Here is an 18,067-nt window from a genome sequence, read left to right on the forward strand (position 1 = left end):
ATTTAATTTTAGAACACATTTAAAGCGCTCACATTATGCATTATAATCTCAATTGAATTCTTGCTATATAAGAGTATTATTTGAAATCTAACAGATTTCGATTGTAAACAAAAAAAGGGCTATGCTTTTATGAGCATTGGCCCTTATGTGATCATGAATCTTCTTCTCTGATGTGACGATACTGCGGTATGCGTACGATAACGGAAGTGCCAATCCCAGGTTGACTATGAATATTGATCCCGTACTCAGATCCAAATAAGAGCTGTAATCTTTCTTGCACATTTTTAATCCCATAGCCGGAACTTTCATGTTCAAGAATACGTGCGATCATATACGGTTCCATACCGACGCCATTATCCTCCACGACAAAAACAATATCTTCACCCTCAAGACTTGCCCGCAGGATGAGCTTACCTCGCCCCTCCCGCTTCAGATCGATGCCATGCATAATCGCATTTTCAACTATCGGCTGTAAAATCAAATGAATCATTTCAAATTGAAATACCTTGTCGTCGGCATCGAATTCTACGTCAAATCTTGAATTGTGCATAGCTAATTGAATATGTATGTATGCTTGAACGTTAGTCCATTCATCTTGAATCGCAATAATTTGCTTCCCTTTATTTAAAGTCGTTCTGTAATAACTAGAAAGGTTATTTACCAAGTCACTAATTTCTTGAGCATCGATTCGCATCGCTTTGGAATTAATTAAAGATAAAGAATTATATAGAAAGTGAGGATTGATCTGAGCTTGCAGCGCTTTGAGTTCAGCTGACTTTTGCGTGACTTTTGTTTGATATACTTCCGAAATGAGTTGATTAATTTGTTTAAGCATAGAACCGAAACGATCGGTAAGCTGCCCGATTTCATCCTTGGAATTCGTGGAAACAACAACTGTAAGATCACCATCTTCCACCATCTTCATTTTGGTGTTTAATTTCTCGATTCCTCTTAACAGCGTCTCAGAGAACAAGAAGATAATAATACTGAGGAAAACCATACAGATGAGTACAATGATACCCGTGGCGCTTAAAATATTGCGAATGCCTGTATTGTATTGATTATCGGAAACCAAATAATGCAGGACCCAATCGGTTTGTGGAATATCTTTGTTTATAACTAGGTAGGATTCGCCACCTAAGCTTGCTTTTGAAGTACCACTCCTTGAAAGGGATTGAAGCTGAACATCATCCATCTGCGGGGCATGCTCTGTTAACACCGGCTGATTCTTTTGATCGGTAATAATGATGCCCCTACCTTCATTCATCTTGCCAATGAAATCACCAAAGATTTTATTGTAATCAAACCGGACGTAAAGTTCAGCGCTCACGATTTGAAGATCGATATCGCGAATCACTCGTGTGGCAAACAATTCTCCATCCTCGAACCACCACTTCGTTGACTCGCTGCTCTTTGTCGCTTCATACCAATCCTTATCCTTAACTGCTGAAGAAGGCGTAATGAAGTTTCCTAATTCGGATTGCCGATTCTCAGAATACAACATAATCTCAGTCATATCCCCAACCATATACATTAAATTAAAAAAAATAGGTTCAATTTTATCATTCAACGTCTTAAATTGAGCGTACAAATCCTGATCCGGGTTACTCATCAAATCAATAAGCGCAGGATGGAAAACTATCGATTTCATTGACACCTCCTGCCTCTGAAGACGGTAACTGATCTCTAACGCCAGCTTCCTCGCCTCGTTATCCGCGCTTTGCTCAACCTGGCTTTTCAATGAAGCTTTGGAACTTTGATAGGCATACAAGCCCAGTACAATCGTTGGCATGAAGATAACAATCACATATGAAAGCAATAATTTCTGACGCAGGCGGATATTACGAATAAATTTGAGCAGACTCATCTTCTTCCGCCACCCTCCCGATATTGAATAGGAGTCAGGCCGTTATGCTGCTTAAACATTAAATTAAAATAGGAAGTATTCGCAAATCCAACTGTACTGGCAATATCAACAACTTTAATCGTTGAATCTCGCAGTAGCTCCTTCGCTCGCTCCATACGTACAGCTGTAATATATTTGATTAGGCTTTGACCTGTACTTTTTTTAAAGAGGAAACTTAAATAACTTGGCGATAAAAAGACACGATTAGCTAAATAGTCAACCCCAATATCATTTCCGTACTCCATCTGGATGAGTATCTGTACATCTTCAATTACTTTGCGGCATTGATCATCTGTATTCGTTTTAATTTGCAGCAAATGTTCCTGAAAAACGGATAAAATGACTTGCCTCAACTCAGCAATTGAATTGCAAAGTGCGATTCGCTCCAAACCTTCCTTTAGTAAACTGCTGCTTTTTTTGCCTTGAAGCTCTACTACTTTTTTCAAAATTTCTGTAAATAAAAGTTTGGCATACATAGAACTAAAGCGCTTACTATTTCGCATACTCGCAATGAGATACTCTATTTGATGCTCGAGTGTACGATATTCATTTCGTGCAATGGAAGTATAAATCTCCTTAAGCATAAGCTCTAACGATTCGTCGTCTATATGGTCATGAATGCTTTCGGCATCTTTGGAACAAACGACACTTCTATCCAAAAAAAACCGAAAATTCATTAACTCTTCCATTTGGGTGAACTCGCCATGAAGCCCCTCTAGCTTATCTACCGGACTACCGACAATAATTAAACATCGCCGGTCGAAGCGAGTCTCCAGCCATTCTTTAACCTTTTCTCCATAAGTCATAAGCTCTTGCCCGTTATCGCTGTTCTTTGAAGCGGGATCAATTACGACGAGCATGATGCTTTGGTATTCATTGATATGTAATAAAAGCATCTCATGTTTACTAGTCGATTGAAGAAATTTAAACGCTTCCGTATGATGTTGATCAAAAAAGTGATTTTGCAATCCAATCATAATCATATACATCCGCTTATTTTCCAGATGATTTAGTCCAGCAAAAGCTGCTCGTTCCTCGTAATGGACGTCACTCTCACGACCTTGAATGAGATCAAACAGGAGCTTTTCTTTCTCATACGCCACTCCTTTATGAAAACCTTTGATCAACAACTCGTCCTTCTCTCTCTGAAGTCGTTCGTCCTCTAGTATAGCGATTATGGATTGGAATATTTTGAGGAATTCCTTCACATCGATCGGCTTCAACATATAACTAACGGTTCCAAGTTGAATCGCTTTTTGTGCATATTCAAATTCCCCATAAGCACTGTAAATAAGCACCTTAAGGTCCGGAATGACTATCTTTGCCTGCTTGATTAACTCTAGACCGTCCATGAATGGCATGCGAATATCCGTGAATAACAGATCTACATGATGGCCCCTAATATATTCCAGTGCTACTTCCCCATCGTTGGCCTGAGCAACAGAAAAGGGTAGAGCATGCTTCTGAATAAGCCATTCAATAGCATCGATTTCGGCTTGTTGATCATCGACTACTAGAATATGATACATATTTTCCCCCTATCCGTTTAGCGGGTGGTATTTACTCACTTCCAGAGGATACTCACTATAAACCAAAGCATAGCACACTAGGCATTCCTATTCCTACCATGTTACATTAACCACATGACCCTGGTCCCTATTGTCAGATGGATTCTGTTAGATTTCGCAAAAATCTGTTATTTCGATGGAAATGGCATTACATTAAAATGATATCTATACCGCAAAACAAATTTTAAATTTGGGAGGTCTTTGTATGAAGAGAACGTGGTTAATTCCCACTACCGCTTTACTCGCCTTGTCAATCCTCATAACAGGCTGCAGTTCCAACAGTACGAACAACAGCAGCACAAAGGAAAGTGCAACACCAAATGATACAACGGCGGCGCCGAAAGAATCAAAGGCTCCCGAACCGGTAAAAAAAGTGAAGGTTAGATTATCATATTGGAACAAAGAAGACAGTGTAAAGGCACTTCTGCAATTATTCAAAGATAAACTTCCCGATATAGATGTGGAGTATCAGTTCATCGATAACAAGACTTACGTTGATGTCATCAAGACCCAGCTTGCAGCAGGCGAAGGTCCTGACATTATCGGTGGAGTAATCGATGCAAATACCGTCAAGACAGGATATTTCGAAGATTTAACAGAACGTTATGCTAGCAAGTATTATGAAACCGGCACGTCCACCGCGACATTTGATAATAAACTGTACGGATTGCCGCAAGCTAGTTGGTTTAACGGGATTTACTATAATGTTGATCTATTTGCCAAATATGACCTAAAAGTACCAACAACGCTTGATGAGTATTTCCAAGTAGCTGAAGTACTTAAGAAAAATGGAATTAAACCGCAAGCAATCGGTCTAAAAAATCCTAACGTAGCAGGCCAGTCCTTCCTTGGTTTAGCACTTAATGAATTTATCGGCACAACCGAAGGAAAAAAATGGAACGATGATTTTGGTAAAGGAAACTCAAAAATGGTCGATGCCCTGGAGCCTGCTTTGACGACATGGACTGAATACTTGAAACGTGGTGTCTTCACCAAAGATATGCTTGGGCTTGAAGAAGAACAAGCGATTGACGAGTTTACAAGTGGCAAGGCAGCGATGTTCCAAGCAGGTCCTTGGTATATGGAAACCTTTAAGCAAAAGGCGCCTGACATGAAGATTGATATGTTCCCGAACCTGGGTACAAAAGGTGGCCCGGGTTGGATGGTCGGTGGTCCAGGGGTATCGTTTGGTTTGAATGCGAAGTCCAAAGTCAAGGATGCAGCGTACAAGGTGCTTGACCTGTTATCTACACCAGAAGGTCAGAATGCTTACTGGGTCGATAATAAAGGAGGTTCCTCTTTTTTGAAAGGGGTTACTTTTGAAATGCCAGCAGAGTACAACGGTGCTCAAGAAGCTTTCAAGGCGGGCAATGTCATGTACCCTGTTAATAATTGGGGCGTTGCTGGCCCTGCTTTCTCAGATCTAGGAAAAGGTATTCAAGAAATCATAGCAGGTACTAAAACGCCTCGACAAGTGCTAGAAGCGGTAGACAAAAAAGCAGTTGAACTGTTGGAGAAATCTAAATAGGTCGTATAAATTACAAGGGGCAAAGCGATTTGCTCCTTGTACATCCTATAAGCTAAAGGTTGTTGCATATGAACAAACCAAACATTTTCAAACGAGAAATCAATTATGTTCTGCTTCTGCTTCCTGCCTTACTTATTTATTGTACCTTTTTCATATATCCGACGTTAAAGACCGCTGTATACAGCTTTACGAACTGGTCAGACGTGCATCCCGTTGTTGTCAAGTATGTTGGACTAAACAATTATATCGCTCTATTTAAAGATTCCCTCTATTTAACAGGGATTAGCAACACTTTAATCTATGCAGTACTCGCGATGCTCGGACAGAATTTGCTAGCCATTCCATTAGCGGTATTTCTCAATAAAAAATTAAAAACAAAAAATCTGCTGCGGGCTGCGTTCTTCCTTCCTGCGGTGTTCAGCGTATTAGTTATCGGTTTTCTCTGGAATTTTATGTACTCACCTTCCGACTTCGGTTTGATTAATCAACTAGTAGTTGCTCTTGGCTTCGAACGCATCAATTTTCTCGGAGATCCGCGTCTTGCGCTCTACTCAGTCATCATCGCCTCCGTATGGCAGTGGGTGGGTTACACAATGGTTATTTATTTGGCCAACTTACAGAGCATCTCAACAGATTATTATGAAGCGGCGAAGATCGACAGAGCGAACGGGTGGCAATTGTTCCGTTATATCACGCTTCCTCTACTGCTTCCAGCGATCACCTTCAATACGGTTATGGGGATGATAAGCGGGATGAAGGTATTTGATATTGTTTATGCCTTGACTGGAGGTGGCCCGGGGTATTCTACTGAAACGATCGTATCACTCATGATCAAAAAAGGGCTCAGTGAAGGTTTCTATAGCTACGGAGCCGCATTCGGAATCGTCTTCGTGATCCTCGTTGGCTTCATCACCTTTCTTCACTTTACACTAATCAAAATGTGGGAGCGGCGGTAATATGAATCGATATACTAAAGGGTCTGCCGTTACTGAAATTCTCTTGATCGTCATAGCCGCGATTTTTTTGATCCCTATTTACTATTTGATTATCACGACTTTTAAAACCCCAGCTGATGCAGTCTCTAGTCCGATGGGCCTTCCAATTAATATCACATTCGACAACTACGTTCGCGCCTTTAAAGCAATGAACTACTTCCATGTGTTAGGAAATAACCTTCTCATTACGATTTCCTCCGTCGCGGGTATTGTTATGTTTTCTGCAATGGCTGCTTACAGCTTGGTACGACATACGAACCGCTTCAATCGCCTCGTGTTCCTTTTATTCATGGTTGGGATGATGGTACCGTACCAAATGGGGATCTTGGCACTTTATAAACAAGTATCCCAGCTTGGACTTATGAATTCCCACACGGGTGTTATTCTTATAGAAATTTGTTACAGCCTCCCGCTCTCTATCTTTTTAATTAAAAGCTTTATCGGTTCTACCGTTCCATTTGAACTGGAAGAAGCAGCAAAAGTAGACGGCTGTGGGGTGTGGAGAACTTTCTTGCAGATTGTATTCCCGCTGCTTATGCCGGTGATTGCCACTGTAGCGATCGTGAATACGCTGGGAGTCTGGAATGATTTCATGACACCGCTCTTGTTCTTGCAATCCCGTTCAAAGGGTGTATTACTCTTAGAAGTGTTCCGCAATATTGGGCAATTCTCGACGGACTGGACGAATTTCTTCCCGATGATGCTCCTAGCGGTCGCACCACTCATTCTGTTCTACATTTTCATGCAAAAATATATCATTAACGGTATTACGTCCGGTTCGTTAAAGGGATAGGGAGTTAATGACAAGGGGTTCATACTGAACCTAGAAATTAAAACAGCGATAGCACAGGACGAGAAAAAAGTCCTAGGCTGTCGCTGTTTTATTGAAGTAACGTTTTTGGTTAGTTCAATAATTCATTTTACCGATTTAGCTACTATCCATCTCAATATAGAAGCTCTAGCTCTTCTTTCTGCAATCAGTTTTTTCAATGAATAATTTATCTCCCTATATAACAGGCGCTATTTTATTCTTTCCTTCTTAGTATCCTACTCTTTTTTTTGCATGGATCGTAACGGTAATCGGCATATCGGCTTCTGCGTAAATTGATCGTAAGTACTTGGGTGGATGGGTTGCGCAAGATGAAATAACGAATAGTTTCCCCATCAGCGATTGAGTCGCCTGGAATACCTAGAATAGCATCAACTATTATATTTGTGCTTGTCTGTTTTATAATTTTCAAACCCAACACTCTGCTAGGCAACCCCCCCCGTATCTGCATCAGGAGAGTAAAGACGTCCTCGAATGTTTTTAAAATCTGCGGAGCAGATCATACGATTTGCGTACACATTGTTCCAAAATTGGCGATAATACCGAAAAATTTTGATTCGGGTCGAGAACCGCAAGGGAAGTCTGTAGTAATCAAAATCACCGATTCGAATCGGTGGACTGTTTAGATCATACGAAAAGACTACTTTCTCCCATGCCTTTTCCGCATTCTGAATAAATGCCATAAGTCGTTTTCTCGAAACCATGCCGTCTCCCTCCTTATCGCTCTTCCATTGCATTCTATGTATGTTACCTTATGGAAGGCACGGCAAGGATGGGTCCTCGTGTTTCATGATTTTTCATTTCATGAATATCGATCCTACCGGCAGCCGCATCATGCCTTGAGTGCTTTTTCGATGAAATGTCCAAACGCATCTTTCCGGTAAAGCATATGTTGCAGATAACTGAATTTCCAAGGTGGGAAGCATATTGAATAAGAAAAGAAAACGTCAACTCCCCGTTCGCAAACAACAAAACGAATCTATAACACCTGCAATTTTAAGACGAACGATACGAAATGTGCTGCCCTTCTATCGCGAAATCGTGCGCAATCCAGCATACTCAGCTGCATGGGTACAAGCGGTGAATAAGATTGATTTTGTGCAGATGGAAAGACTGTTTATTAAGGTAAGCCATGCCCCAATTGCAGAATTGGGATCAGGGTACAGTTTCGGCTTTCGTACACCTATGCGGGATCGACTATACGTCAACGGTTTTTTTCTTGACCCCGCTCAAAGTAAGTATAAAGTGGGAGAACATCTCGTAGTAGTACAAGCTATTCTTCCCTTATACCTCAGGTTGGCGACTGATATTCCATTTGCAACGCGTGTCACTGCCGCAATTAATTCAGGTAATACGGCAAGACTGAACAGTTTAATTCGCGGATTAATACGCTCCCGTTTTTTACTAACTATCAGAGCACAAGATTCAGGCTTCAGAATCAGCTTTAGATTTCCGATCAGTCGCAAAATATATACTAATTACACCTTACTAGGAGTGGGTTAGTTTGTTGTTAAGACTGCCGGCTTTCACTGGTGGCAGCAACTGATTGAACTACTCGCGACTAAAGTGGCAAGATTCCTAAGTACGGGAGACTAACGTCTCCTAATGGATCTGCCCGTAGAAACACACCGTGCGTTGTATAAATCTCACCTACAAATCAGAGTCTTTCTTGTAACAGAATCCGCTAATGAATTTGCAGTTATTGCTACTCCTGAAAGTAAAATCATTTAACAGGCTGTTAGTCCGAATTTCTTTAACATAATGTCTTTCAACACCTTCCTTTAAGGGTTTGACACTTCCCTTAAAGATGAGCTTCTACTCCGCCGCTTCCGTCAACCATGCTTGCATAACCGGTGATTCCGCCCGATTTAAACGTAGGGCAATTTCGGTATTAACCTCATCCGGCGGCATGACTTCGACAAGGACACATACTGACTCTCGCAGCTGATTCATGGCAAACATGCCTTCATCATCAAGCATTTTCATTGCCAGCTCCATGGCCTTCAGCCTCAAATCAAACTCACGATTCCCTTCGTCATTCTCAAGATCCGCAATGAAAGGACGCTCAGCAAATCGTTGTTTAACGTGATCAAAGTTCTCATCCCCGAAACAACAATAGGGTGAATCGGCATAGGACCATTTGATGAGTTCAGCAATCGTCGATCCCGGTGTGTCACTTTCGTCTCCTTGTCTGGTTGATTCCATCTCCAAAGCTTCCCACGACCAGGCGGAGATGCTAGGCGCATGTCCCTCGCCAGTAGTATGTAGCGTACAGTAATAATAATGTTCGCCATTTTCAAAAAGAGCACGAAATGACTTTCTGGCAGCAGCGGCGATTTCTATCGCCAGCGTCTCTATTTCTTGCATCGGCTTCATGATAATGGTCCTCCTTTCCGTTAGTCGATCAGCTCAGGTTATTTAAGAACGCTCGTCAATTAGCCGTTCTAGAAATTCCGCAAAAGTTGAAGCATACTTGTCGATCAAATCATTCATGAGATCATAACACATGATCGGAAATTCCCCCTGTTTATCTCTAGTAGACGTATCAAAAAAATAAAGCTCGTCGCTATCCGGCACGAACAAGTCCAGTCTGTGGGGAAACCGACCTACCCACCATTCCTCGGCTTTATTCAGTCTATGTATGTAAAGAAGGTCGCCGTCGTAATACTCTCTATGTTCCGGAGCTGCGATCGCTAGAATATTGCCGTCTCCCAACCGGGCATTACCGTAATGAACCAGCCACCAGCGATAAGATGGCGGCAGGCAGAATCCTAATTCCTCTTCAGCTTCTGCTATCCAGCTTTCTTCCGCACCATGGCCAGGAAACCATTTTAAAGCGGAGGTCGTTTTCAGTTTTTCTGCCAAACGCTCATACATAAGTTCGATCCCCTCTCCTTATACATGGGTTTATTGTAAGTTTTGGATATCTCTCCAATCTTCTACAAATGATATGGCGGCGCTTTTCCTGCTACAATGTTATCAGGATGAACGTCAGTTGGCTCATAGTCATTCATACGGAGAAGGATATACTCAATCTCTTCTAATGGCATCTGCAATTTTTGGCTGACTTCATAAAGACCCATGTCTTGCGAAAGTAGTTTCCGTGCTTGATTTAACTTTCCATTTAGCCAATTGTTTTCAAGCATCCATTTTTTCACCAGATCCAGTAGTTGATTTTGAGTTTCCTTATCTGCATGCTTATTATATTTAGCGACTGACTCTGACAAATAGTTACAAAGGTGACTGCCTAATACCTCACGTTGCTCATGCTTGGACATCCGTTGGTACTGTTCATAACTTATGCTGATATCTAATTCGAGGGTATGATCCCTGCTATCAAAACGTCTGGATGTTGTTCGACCATAACTTTCAGGTAAAACACGCAATACAAAAAAGATATCATAGGGAAACTTCCACCTATTTGCTAATTCCTCTAAGGGCAGCAGCTCATCTCTCAATTGACCCACACACGTTCCATGTGTATCCAAAGTAAAAACTAGTTTCATACATACCTCCCTCTCCCACACTTAAGGAGCATCCGGATCATCTGTTATTTTCTGAGATCGCTTCGCAGCCTTTCGACAAGAGCCACTGCTCCATAACTTCAAACGCCTGCCCCGCATCCTGTTCATAGAAGACAGCCACCTCTTGCTGGTAGGCATAATTCAATCGTACATAGCCGCCCAGCTGCCGGTAGAACAGGAAACAAGCATTGGCATTCTCAATGGACAAATCCGGCGGAAATTCGTTTTGGCATAAGTCGGCCAGTTCGGGCAGCGTAAGCTGATCCTGTCCTTGTGGCAAACGCAAAAAGAGATGGCTCCGAGTGCCCGTCCACGGTTCATAGTAGATGCTCTCCCCTTGGCTGATTCCATACACCTGACGATATATTTCATCCAGCACCAAGGCGTACATCCCTTCTTCTTCCTGCTCACGTGCCTGCAGGGAAATCGCCTTTACGTGCTCCGCATGCCGGGGTAGCCAGAGCAGCCCAGCTGTCTGGGGATGTACAGCCAGAAAATCACCGTCCACCGTTGTACCTATAACGATACACTCGCCGATCTGTTGTTCACTAATGGGGCTGTTTTCGTCATGCTCCCATAATCCGTACTCGGCAAAAGGTTTAAGCACCTCCGCATCGGGAAGCTGAACATTCAACCACCCTCTGTAAGTCCCTTCGCCGAATCGCCGCAAAAACCGAAGGTAGCCCTGTGGATAAACAGTGACGTCTTCCTTCGCAAGGGCTTGGTTCTGTCCATCAGATAGCGGTTTTGGCTGAGATACGATGTACATAAATACTCCTCCTGTTAACTGAACGATCCTACCTTTTATTGAAAACCCAATTCTGCTAAAGATTGTTGTATTTCCCGGTCTGCTTTACTTTTGAAAGTTGCAAACTCCACTGAAGATAAAGAATTTGGAAGTTTCTGATGGATAAAGGAGTCAAAATCGATTGCCGTCTTGAGAATACGAAGTGTGTGCAGCAAAGGCAGTTGCTCCATTCCCGTCAAACGGGTTAAGCCTTTACAATTCCTAATAGAAAGTTCCTCCAGTGCCTTCATTTCCTGGTTAAAGCTGATTTCCTGCAGTTGGATCTGATCCTCAATAACAAGCCTCTTCAGCCCTTGAAAGGCCGTAATATTGGTCAGGTCATGGAAGCCGCGAACTCTAGTGATCTCCAGGTTCTCGATTGTATTCTCTTCAATTTCCTGAATATGCTCCCGGCCTCCAAGCAAAATGCGAAGGTGCTCCAGCTTCCTTAGCCGGTTAATACAATGTAACGGCAGTTTACTGATCGAATGCAGTGCAAGATAATTCAAGTTCTTCAGATAACCTACAGCATCAAGGTTTTTAACCTTACCCCCTACATGCAATTCCTCCAGATCAGAGAACTCTTTAAAATATTGCAGGTTGAGGGTCTTTTTATCCGAGATAATGTTTAATTTATTTAGAGAGTGCAACGTATCAATCCCCAGAATTTCCGAATTCTCCAGCTCGTATATACCTATGCTCAAACTGCGCAGGTGATCCAGCTTCGCCAATGCTTCAGTGTTATGTGCCTGGGTGAGACTATCGAGGTGCAGCATTTTCACATGAGGAATCCGCAAGAGAGTATGACAATCAAAAGACAGCGAATAGTGGGCGTAGAAACGTACTCCGAAATCCTCATTCCAGCGCGCGCAAAGCTCATCCACATCTTCCAATATGGAGCCATAAAAATCCGGGTGAGAGAATTGAATAATCACTTGGTTACCGTCGTGCAAATCCCGCTCGATCAGATCCCGGTCCAGCAGGGCAGGATTATTGATCAGAATTCTTTTTTTCCATATTTTCCGCATCCATTAATCCTCCTTTTTTGCCATTGATCACAAGTCCGTATTTACTGAAAATCCACGATTTGCTCAAATCGTGAATCGCATCATGGCTTATACGCACAGAAGGCTTTTGCTCCTTCATAGCATCTGCGTCATGCGCTGAGAAGCGAAGCGGCTTTGTCATTTTATTAATAGAGTCTTTTATTTCATCGAAAAACTTATATGTTAACGGCTTATGATCCCTGATATCCTCATAGATATAATACTTCCCGTTCTCATCTTCCAAATCCATTTGAAAGCCTTTAGGAAATGAAAGCAAGATACACGGCAATTCATCCTCTGCCCATTGTCCGTAATAAGGAAAATGGACACCTTCATTTCTCGCAAAAAATCCGGAGCTTTCATTATCAGACGCAACAGAAATGGCATAAACAAAGAAAGGGTGACCATCATTTCTTTTTTCCTCTGCCGTAAAATAATGATAAAATAATTGATACGCCTCATACACCTGATTCCGGTCATGCTCTGTCTGGGCATAATTGGTTAGATGAAATTGCGCTTGCTTATGCTCAAAAAGCTTCAAAACGCTTTCAAACTCTTCCGGCCTTATGAAGAATCTAAGTTTATAAAATCCGCTGTTCTTTAATCTATCCATTTCTTTTCTCTCACCGCCATGTTCTAAAGTGTCATCTCAGATGACCTTAGCCATTTGCTCATGTATTTTCAAAATTCATATTTCGCAAATCGTTCTTTGAGAGTTTCTTCGTGCGGGATCCACTCCCAATCGCTCCATAATGACATTCTTACGAGTTCTGACAGCTTATCTACGGCTTGTGCCGGACTCGTAATGCTAATGAAGTCGTCAAAATCCTCATTGCGGATATCCAACGCTTTCTGCAAATAGTCATCGTTAAGACGCTCTTCTTTGAGTTGTTCATATTCATCCCTCGTCCACTGTTCACAAAAGATTCTTTCGGCCTCAATATCTCCATTCTCGAACAACGACAACTCGAATATTTCCTCATTTATATATCCGGCGGTCATCACTGGCTCCTCGATAAGCCGAGACAGCATTTTGCCGATCTTCTTCACCGTACCCCATACAAAATAATCATGGAGCACGCTGATCCAGTACTCGTTGCTTTTGCTTACGTACATGACAACATTGAACTCTTGAGCCTCATTATTTGGCTTGCCTAATACTGTGGCATGCCCTTCGCTTAGCTCTCTTAATGCTCCGACAGTCTTCTCAATGTTGTTCGACTTGATATGCAAATTTGCGAATGATCTTCCCACGAGATGGCCTCCTCTAATCGCTTTCTTAGTCAGACTGATTCTTGTTTATATCCTATAGATTGTATCTAAGTATGTCTCTTATTTCCATTATAGTGATCATTTGTCCTGAGTCTCCCTACTTTTCACTTTCTGGGTAACAAGAGTTTCATTTTCCCAATTATTATCTAGTAGATACTGTATTGTTGCTTCAAGCTGAGCTAGATCTCGATAGCACAGTCATGACTGTGGTTTTGTGTTCTTTATAAAAATCCATTTTTGCATCCCTGAGGTTAATATGCCGTTACTCTATCCTAACTTGGACATATCGTATTATGAGACTTTTTCCAAAAAAAGCATCTGAGGGGTTGGTTAAATGAATGGTGTTTCCATTATTACCTGTACAAATCGTCAAAATTATTTAAACAACCTACTCCAAAATTACAACAGACAACGATATGCCCAAAAAGAACTCATCATTATTATCAATAACAATGCAATTCCACTATCTCCCTACCAACAGTTAGCTAAAAATCACAAAAATATAAAGATATTTCGTAAGCCAGAACATCAAACGCTGGGTTCCTGCTTAAACTATGCCGTAACAAAATGCAAATATCATACCATCGCCAAATTCGATGACGACGATTATTATGCCCCTCATTATTTGACGGAAAGTATTCAGACATTAAATAGAACAAATGCTGATATTCTTGGAAAACGAGCTCATTATATGTATTTAAGTGGTTCAAAGACTTTAATCCTTCGTTTTGCACATGACGAACATAGAACAGTTTCCCATCTCCCAGGCGCTACACTCGTCTTCAAACGTAAAGTATTCGATCATGTGAAATTCCCTAATAAAAACGTGGGTGAAGATGATCTTTTTTGCAGCAGAAGCAGAAAGAAAGGTTATAAGGTTTATTCTGCGAGTAAGAATAACTTCGTAGCCATCCGTAGAAAAAACTCTTCAAAGCACACATGGATCATCAGTGATAGCACTTTAATAGCAAACCATAAGATCATCCGTAATATTAAAAATTATAAGGCCTTTGTTGGACGTAGTCCAAAGATCAAGTTATGAAAAGGACTACTGATTCCACAGTATCTGCTGTATCTATCCTGACCTGTACGAAACGAGCAGACTGTATAAATACTCTGTTTGATAACTATCGACGACAGAACTTCAGTCCTAAAGAACTTATCGTTATCATAAATAATGATAGTTTGAAGATCAATGACTATATAACTGCTGCAAAAAAACATATGAATGTACGGGTTTTTAAAGTACCGGAATACCGTTCCCTCGGATTTTGTTTGAATTTCGGTGTGAAATTAGCGAAATATAGTTATATCGCTAAATTTGATGATGACGATTATTACGCTTCCAACTATTTAACTGATAGCATGCAAATACTCCATAAGACTAAAGCAGATATCGTTGGAAAACGGGCTCACTATATGTATTTGAATGATAAGAAGTTACTTTTGCTTCGTTACCCCAGTATGGAGAATAAATATGTAACCAATCTTCAAGGTGCGACCCTACTCATTAAACGCAAGGTGTTCGAACAGATTTCTTTTCCAAATCGGAACCGAGGGGAATGCGTCAAGTTCTGTTCTGATTGCGCTGCACATGGCTTTAAGCTTTACGCAGGAAACAGGTATAACTTCGCAGCAATTCGTAGAAAAAACTCCAAAGATCACACTTGGATCATCAGCGACAAGAAGCTTTTATCCAAAAGTGTTAAAGTTATAAAAGTAAAAAACTTCAAAAAATACGTCTCTCGAAGCTGATTTAATCCTCAAAAAGCTAACAGCTCCACTGAACACGAATTGGGATTCGGCTGAGAAAACTGTTCAGAAAATTTATGCCAAAATGGTCATCCAACAAATTTATCAAGCTAAATCTCCAGTAACTTACTTGGGCAGGCCTATATAATACAACAGAGTCCTGATCATAAAGCCGTTGCACCAACGATGGCTTTTTTAATATATCTATCTGTTGCAACACTCCCAAAGAGTGTCAACAGAATAGTAGGAAGCAGCCCGAATTACGTAATGATTCCAATCCCCTTTTTAAAAAGTTCGGCACCAAGTTATAGAAATGGGGCTTGCCATTGCTAAAACAATCATGGAGCGATGGAGGATCAATCGTAATCAATAACACGCTAGGTCAAAGCCGGCAGATGGCGTTGCGGTTCATCAAAGGGGAGGAATCGACCGTAAATAAAAACCAGCAAGTCTCCGGTCAAAGGAGATTTGCTGGTTTTTTGGTTAAGATTGCACTTCACAGCTATGATTAAGGCAACATTTTTACATATTGTCCGTACACATAGGCTTCTTTGCCGTTAAAGTTAATCTTCACCCATCCATACTTATCGGTGCTTAGTACCTCCAAGACGGTATCCTTAGGCACTGCTGTATAAATTTTTGCAGTGGATGAGGCGTTAGCCCGTACATTCAAGAAATACGCTGTAACTTTAGCTAGTCTCTCTGCTTTATCCGCAGGTTTTTGTACAGGTAGAACTTGCTTTGGTTTAGCCTGCTCTTCAACAACTGCAGGTTCACTAGGTTTAGGTTGTTCTTTAACTACTACATCCGATGAGGTTTTTCTCGCTTGATTCAGCTTTTGATAGAAATCACCTTTGGTTTTTACGTCGGAGAACAACGCTTGGTTTACATTCGCTTTTGTAGAGAGCGCAGCGATTTCTTCTTGCGTTACCGCATCTAGAATGTTAATAGAAGCTATATTGGAATATTTACCATCTTCCGTTGTTGGAACAGATAGAATACCATCATTGATTAACTCCACAACATCTGCACGTGCTGGTGCTGTCGTATCGACACCTGTCACTTTCCAATTATGATGGATTGTTGGTTCGTACACGCCTTTTTTTACATCTTTCAAATAAGCGATTGAGAGATTTCGAATGGTACCTTTATCTTCGCCATAGGCAGTAGCATCTTTAGAAGACCAGAGCTGCTTGAATGTTCTTCCTTCCAGAGCGCCACCTTTAGCTTTCAGGGCTTCCATTCGGTAGGCGTTCATTCCAAGCTTCAGCGTATCGTCTGCTTTCACGGAAATCCCACTCGCATACTTCAGGTTCTTAATTCTGCTTCCATAAGGCTCGGATAAATCAACGTCATAAGATACGCCACCAAAGAAATCATTGGTGCTGTATTTCGAGGCACGTCTCTTGGAATCGAAGCTGATGGTTACATCGCCTGGACGCGTCGAGTTGAAATAACCTACTGCCCATTCCATATAGTCTTTTAAATCTTTGCCTGTTACCTGATACACCGTAACTTCACCAAGCGCGAATTGATAATTGTAAGCAATATCTTTTTTCTTAATCGGCCCAACGTCTAGTTTAGCCTTATCATTATCAATCTGGTGGGCGACGACATCGGCCTTGCTATAGTGAAGCATCACTTCGCTGAAGAAGTCCGATAACGGCGTCTCTTGGGTTTGAACAGCAGGAATGCCTTTCATTTCATTGGATGGGACAAGGTTTGTTCCCTTCAGTTCAGCGACAATGGTATTCGCGTCCGCACGTGCGAACTCGTGGAATGGCTGTAAAATGCCTTCTAGTCCAGCATCGGATTCCTCAAACGAACCGTCAGAGGATTTTACTGCCAGCGCCTTTGCTTGTTTGTCTTTCAGAACCACTTTATCGCCTTGCTTCGTGAACTTCAGGTCGATACGCGAAATATGTGATCCATATTTATTAGGTTCAGAAATGAGCACGCCGTTCACTGTTTTCGATTCAACTAGGGTGTGCATATGTCCAGCGAAAATAGCAGTCAGTTCGGGATTCGCATTCGCGATATCCGTTACACCTGTACCTGCTTTTCCATTCTCATTATCTAGTCCCATATGCATGAGACCAACAATAACATCCACCTTGCCTTTTAGCTCAGCGATAGCTTTTTTTGTTTCTTCTACAGGATCTTTCACGATAATTCCGTCTAAGTGGTCGGTTCCCTTTTCAAACTCAGTAATCATAGGTGTATTCATGCCGATAATGCCAACTTTGACCCCGGCCTTCTCAATAATGGTATAAGCCGGCATATACCGGTCACCATTTTCTTTGAATACGTTTCCAACTAAGGGTTGTCCCTTAAATTGCGAGGAGATTTTCTCTAACACATCAAGCCCAAAATTGAACTCGTGGTTTCCCATTACCCATGCGTCATAGTTCATCTCATTCATAGCTACCATCATAGGTGACTTCGGTTGATCATTAAACAACTCTGCAGAGTTATCTTGTATCATGTCTCCTGCATCAAGCAAAATCGTGTTCGGATTCTCTTCACGAACCTTTTTGACAATCGTGTACAGCTGAGTCAAGCTGCCCGTCTTGTTCGGGCCGTCAAGCGCGTAATCCCAAGGCATAAACCTTCCATGGATATCCGACGTTCCGAGCAGTGTTATGGTTGTTTCCGGTTCTGCCTCTGCGGCTTGAACTTTGTTACTAGAGAGAGGCGTGATGAGGGCCGTCACGCATAACATGAATGTGAGCAACAGTCCGACATAACGCTTTGGAACAAATTTCTGCATGCTGTTCATTCTCCTTTTATGTAAATTTTATATAAAGATAGCATTCCATCAGCAAGTACCGACTGAATACTACCGTTATAAGACTAATCA

Annotated in this window: 18 protein-coding genes; 7 read left to right on the forward strand and 11 right to left on the reverse strand. The window is 41.6% G+C overall.

Annotated features, from left to right (window positions below):
- Nucleotides 1-151: 151 nt before the first annotated feature.
- Together ACWNM1_RS18755 and ACWNM1_RS18760 are read right to left on the reverse strand one after the other, a co-directional pair.
- Entirely contained in the window at nt 152-1,867 is a 1,716-nt protein-coding gene (locus tag ACWNM1_RS18755; RefSeq protein WP_449602172.1) for a cache domain-containing sensor histidine kinase, read from the reverse strand.
- Nucleotides 1,864-3,435: a response regulator transcription factor gene (locus ACWNM1_RS18760; protein ID WP_449602173.1), complete on the reverse strand. Its 1,572-nt coding sequence runs from the start codon at nt 3,433-3,435 to the stop codon at nt 1,864-1,866. Before ACWNM1_RS18760 ends, ACWNM1_RS18755 begins: the two co-directional genes overlap by 4 nt.
- Before the next feature lie 244 nt (nt 3,436-3,679).
- Here ACWNM1_RS18760 and ACWNM1_RS18765 point away from each other — a divergent pair, with 244 nt between their 5' ends.
- From ACWNM1_RS18765 to ACWNM1_RS18775, 3 genes are all read left to right on the forward strand, one after another.
- Nucleotides 3,680-5,002 (forward strand): ABC transporter substrate-binding protein, encoded by a 1,323-nt coding sequence (locus ACWNM1_RS18765; RefSeq protein WP_449602174.1) that lies wholly within the window; start codon nt 3,680-3,682, stop codon nt 5,000-5,002.
- A gap of 68 nt (nt 5,003-5,070) precedes the next feature.
- On the forward strand, nt 5,071-5,958 hold the full coding sequence (locus ACWNM1_RS18770) for a carbohydrate ABC transporter permease (RefSeq protein ID WP_449602175.1): 888 nt from the start codon (nt 5,071-5,073) through the stop codon (nt 5,956-5,958).
- Between the two features lies 1 nt (nt 5,959).
- On the forward strand, nt 5,960-6,790 hold the full coding sequence (locus tag ACWNM1_RS18775) for a carbohydrate ABC transporter permease (protein ID WP_149646055.1): 831 nt from the start codon (nt 5,960-5,962) through the stop codon (nt 6,788-6,790).
- A 461-nt stretch (nt 6,791-7,251) separates the two neighbouring features.
- Here the strand turns inward: ACWNM1_RS18775 and ACWNM1_RS18780 are convergent, their stop codons facing one another.
- Nucleotides 7,252-7,530: a DL-endopeptidase inhibitor IseA family protein gene (locus ACWNM1_RS18780; RefSeq protein ID WP_449602176.1), complete on the reverse strand. Its 279-nt coding sequence runs from the start codon at nt 7,528-7,530 to the stop codon at nt 7,252-7,254.
- Between the two features lie 223 nt (nt 7,531-7,753).
- Between ACWNM1_RS18780 and ACWNM1_RS18785 the strand changes: the two genes are divergently transcribed.
- Complete coding sequence (locus tag ACWNM1_RS18785) at nt 7,754-8,329, forward strand: hypothetical protein (protein WP_449602177.1); 576 nt, start codon at nt 7,754-7,756, stop codon at nt 8,327-8,329.
- Between the two features lie 312 nt (nt 8,330-8,641).
- On the opposite strand, the gene ACWNM1_RS18790 is transcribed toward ACWNM1_RS18785, so the two are convergent.
- From ACWNM1_RS18790 to ACWNM1_RS18820, 7 genes are all read right to left on the reverse strand, one after another.
- Nucleotides 8,642-9,202 (reverse strand): DUF4303 domain-containing protein, encoded by a 561-nt coding sequence (locus ACWNM1_RS18790; protein WP_449602178.1) that lies wholly within the window; start codon nt 9,200-9,202, stop codon nt 8,642-8,644.
- A 42-nt stretch (nt 9,203-9,244) separates the two neighbouring features.
- Complete coding sequence (locus tag ACWNM1_RS18795; RefSeq protein ID WP_042189330.1) at nt 9,245-9,703, reverse strand: SMI1/KNR4 family protein; 459 nt, start codon at nt 9,701-9,703, stop codon at nt 9,245-9,247.
- A gap of 62 nt (nt 9,704-9,765) precedes the next feature.
- A complete protein-coding gene (locus ACWNM1_RS18800; RefSeq protein ID WP_449602179.1) occupies nt 9,766-10,332 on the reverse strand; it encodes a hypothetical protein in 567 nt (188 codons plus the stop codon).
- A 37-nt stretch (nt 10,333-10,369) separates the two neighbouring features.
- The gene (locus ACWNM1_RS18805) at nt 10,370-11,119 is read right to left on the reverse strand and encodes a hypothetical protein (protein WP_449602180.1); all 750 of its coding nucleotides are present in this window, start codon (nt 11,117-11,119) and stop codon (nt 10,370-10,372) included.
- 35 nt (nt 11,120-11,154) lie between these two features.
- Nucleotides 11,155-12,165, reverse strand: a complete 1,011-nt coding sequence (locus ACWNM1_RS18810) for a hypothetical protein (RefSeq protein ID WP_449602181.1) — start codon at nt 12,163-12,165, stop codon at nt 11,155-11,157.
- On the reverse strand, nt 12,128-12,796 hold the full coding sequence (locus ACWNM1_RS18815) for a hypothetical protein (RefSeq protein ID WP_449602182.1): 669 nt from the start codon (nt 12,794-12,796) through the stop codon (nt 12,128-12,130). Before ACWNM1_RS18815 ends, ACWNM1_RS18810 begins: the two co-directional genes overlap by 38 nt.
- A gap of 68 nt (nt 12,797-12,864) precedes the next feature.
- Nucleotides 12,865-13,437 (reverse strand): hypothetical protein, encoded by a 573-nt coding sequence (locus ACWNM1_RS18820; protein WP_449602183.1) that lies wholly within the window; start codon nt 13,435-13,437, stop codon nt 12,865-12,867.
- A 352-nt stretch (nt 13,438-13,789) separates the two neighbouring features.
- On the opposite strand from ACWNM1_RS18820, the gene ACWNM1_RS18825 reads away from it, so the two are divergent.
- The 3 genes from ACWNM1_RS18825 to ACWNM1_RS18835 all read left to right on the forward strand — a co-directional run bounded on the left by ACWNM1_RS18825 (nt 13,790) and on the right by ACWNM1_RS18835 (nt 15,719).
- Entirely contained in the window at nt 13,790-14,497 is a 708-nt protein-coding gene (locus ACWNM1_RS18825; RefSeq protein ID WP_449602184.1) for a glycosyltransferase, read from the forward strand.
- Nucleotides 14,494-15,210, forward strand: coding sequence for a glycosyltransferase family 2 protein (locus ACWNM1_RS18830; RefSeq protein WP_449602185.1), 717 nt, complete (start codon nt 14,494-14,496; stop codon nt 15,208-15,210). Before ACWNM1_RS18825 ends, ACWNM1_RS18830 begins: the two co-directional genes overlap by 4 nt.
- 323 nt (nt 15,211-15,533) lie before the next feature.
- Nucleotides 15,534-15,719 (forward strand): hypothetical protein, encoded by a 186-nt coding sequence (locus ACWNM1_RS18835; RefSeq protein ID WP_449602186.1) that lies wholly within the window; start codon nt 15,534-15,536, stop codon nt 15,717-15,719.
- Here ACWNM1_RS18835 and ACWNM1_RS18840 read toward each other — a convergent pair.
- Nucleotides 15,716-17,977 carry a 5'-nucleotidase C-terminal domain-containing protein gene (locus tag ACWNM1_RS18840; RefSeq protein WP_449602187.1) on the reverse strand — a complete coding sequence of 754 codons (2,262 nt, stop codon included), beginning with the start codon at nt 17,975-17,977 and terminating at the stop codon, nt 15,716-15,718. The two genes, ACWNM1_RS18835 and ACWNM1_RS18840, sit on opposite strands and share 4 nt — an antisense overlap.
- Between the last annotated feature and the right edge of the window lie 90 nt (nt 17,978-18,067).

The sequence above is a fragment of the Paenibacillus sp. Marseille-Q9583 genome (genome assembly GCF_976954365.1).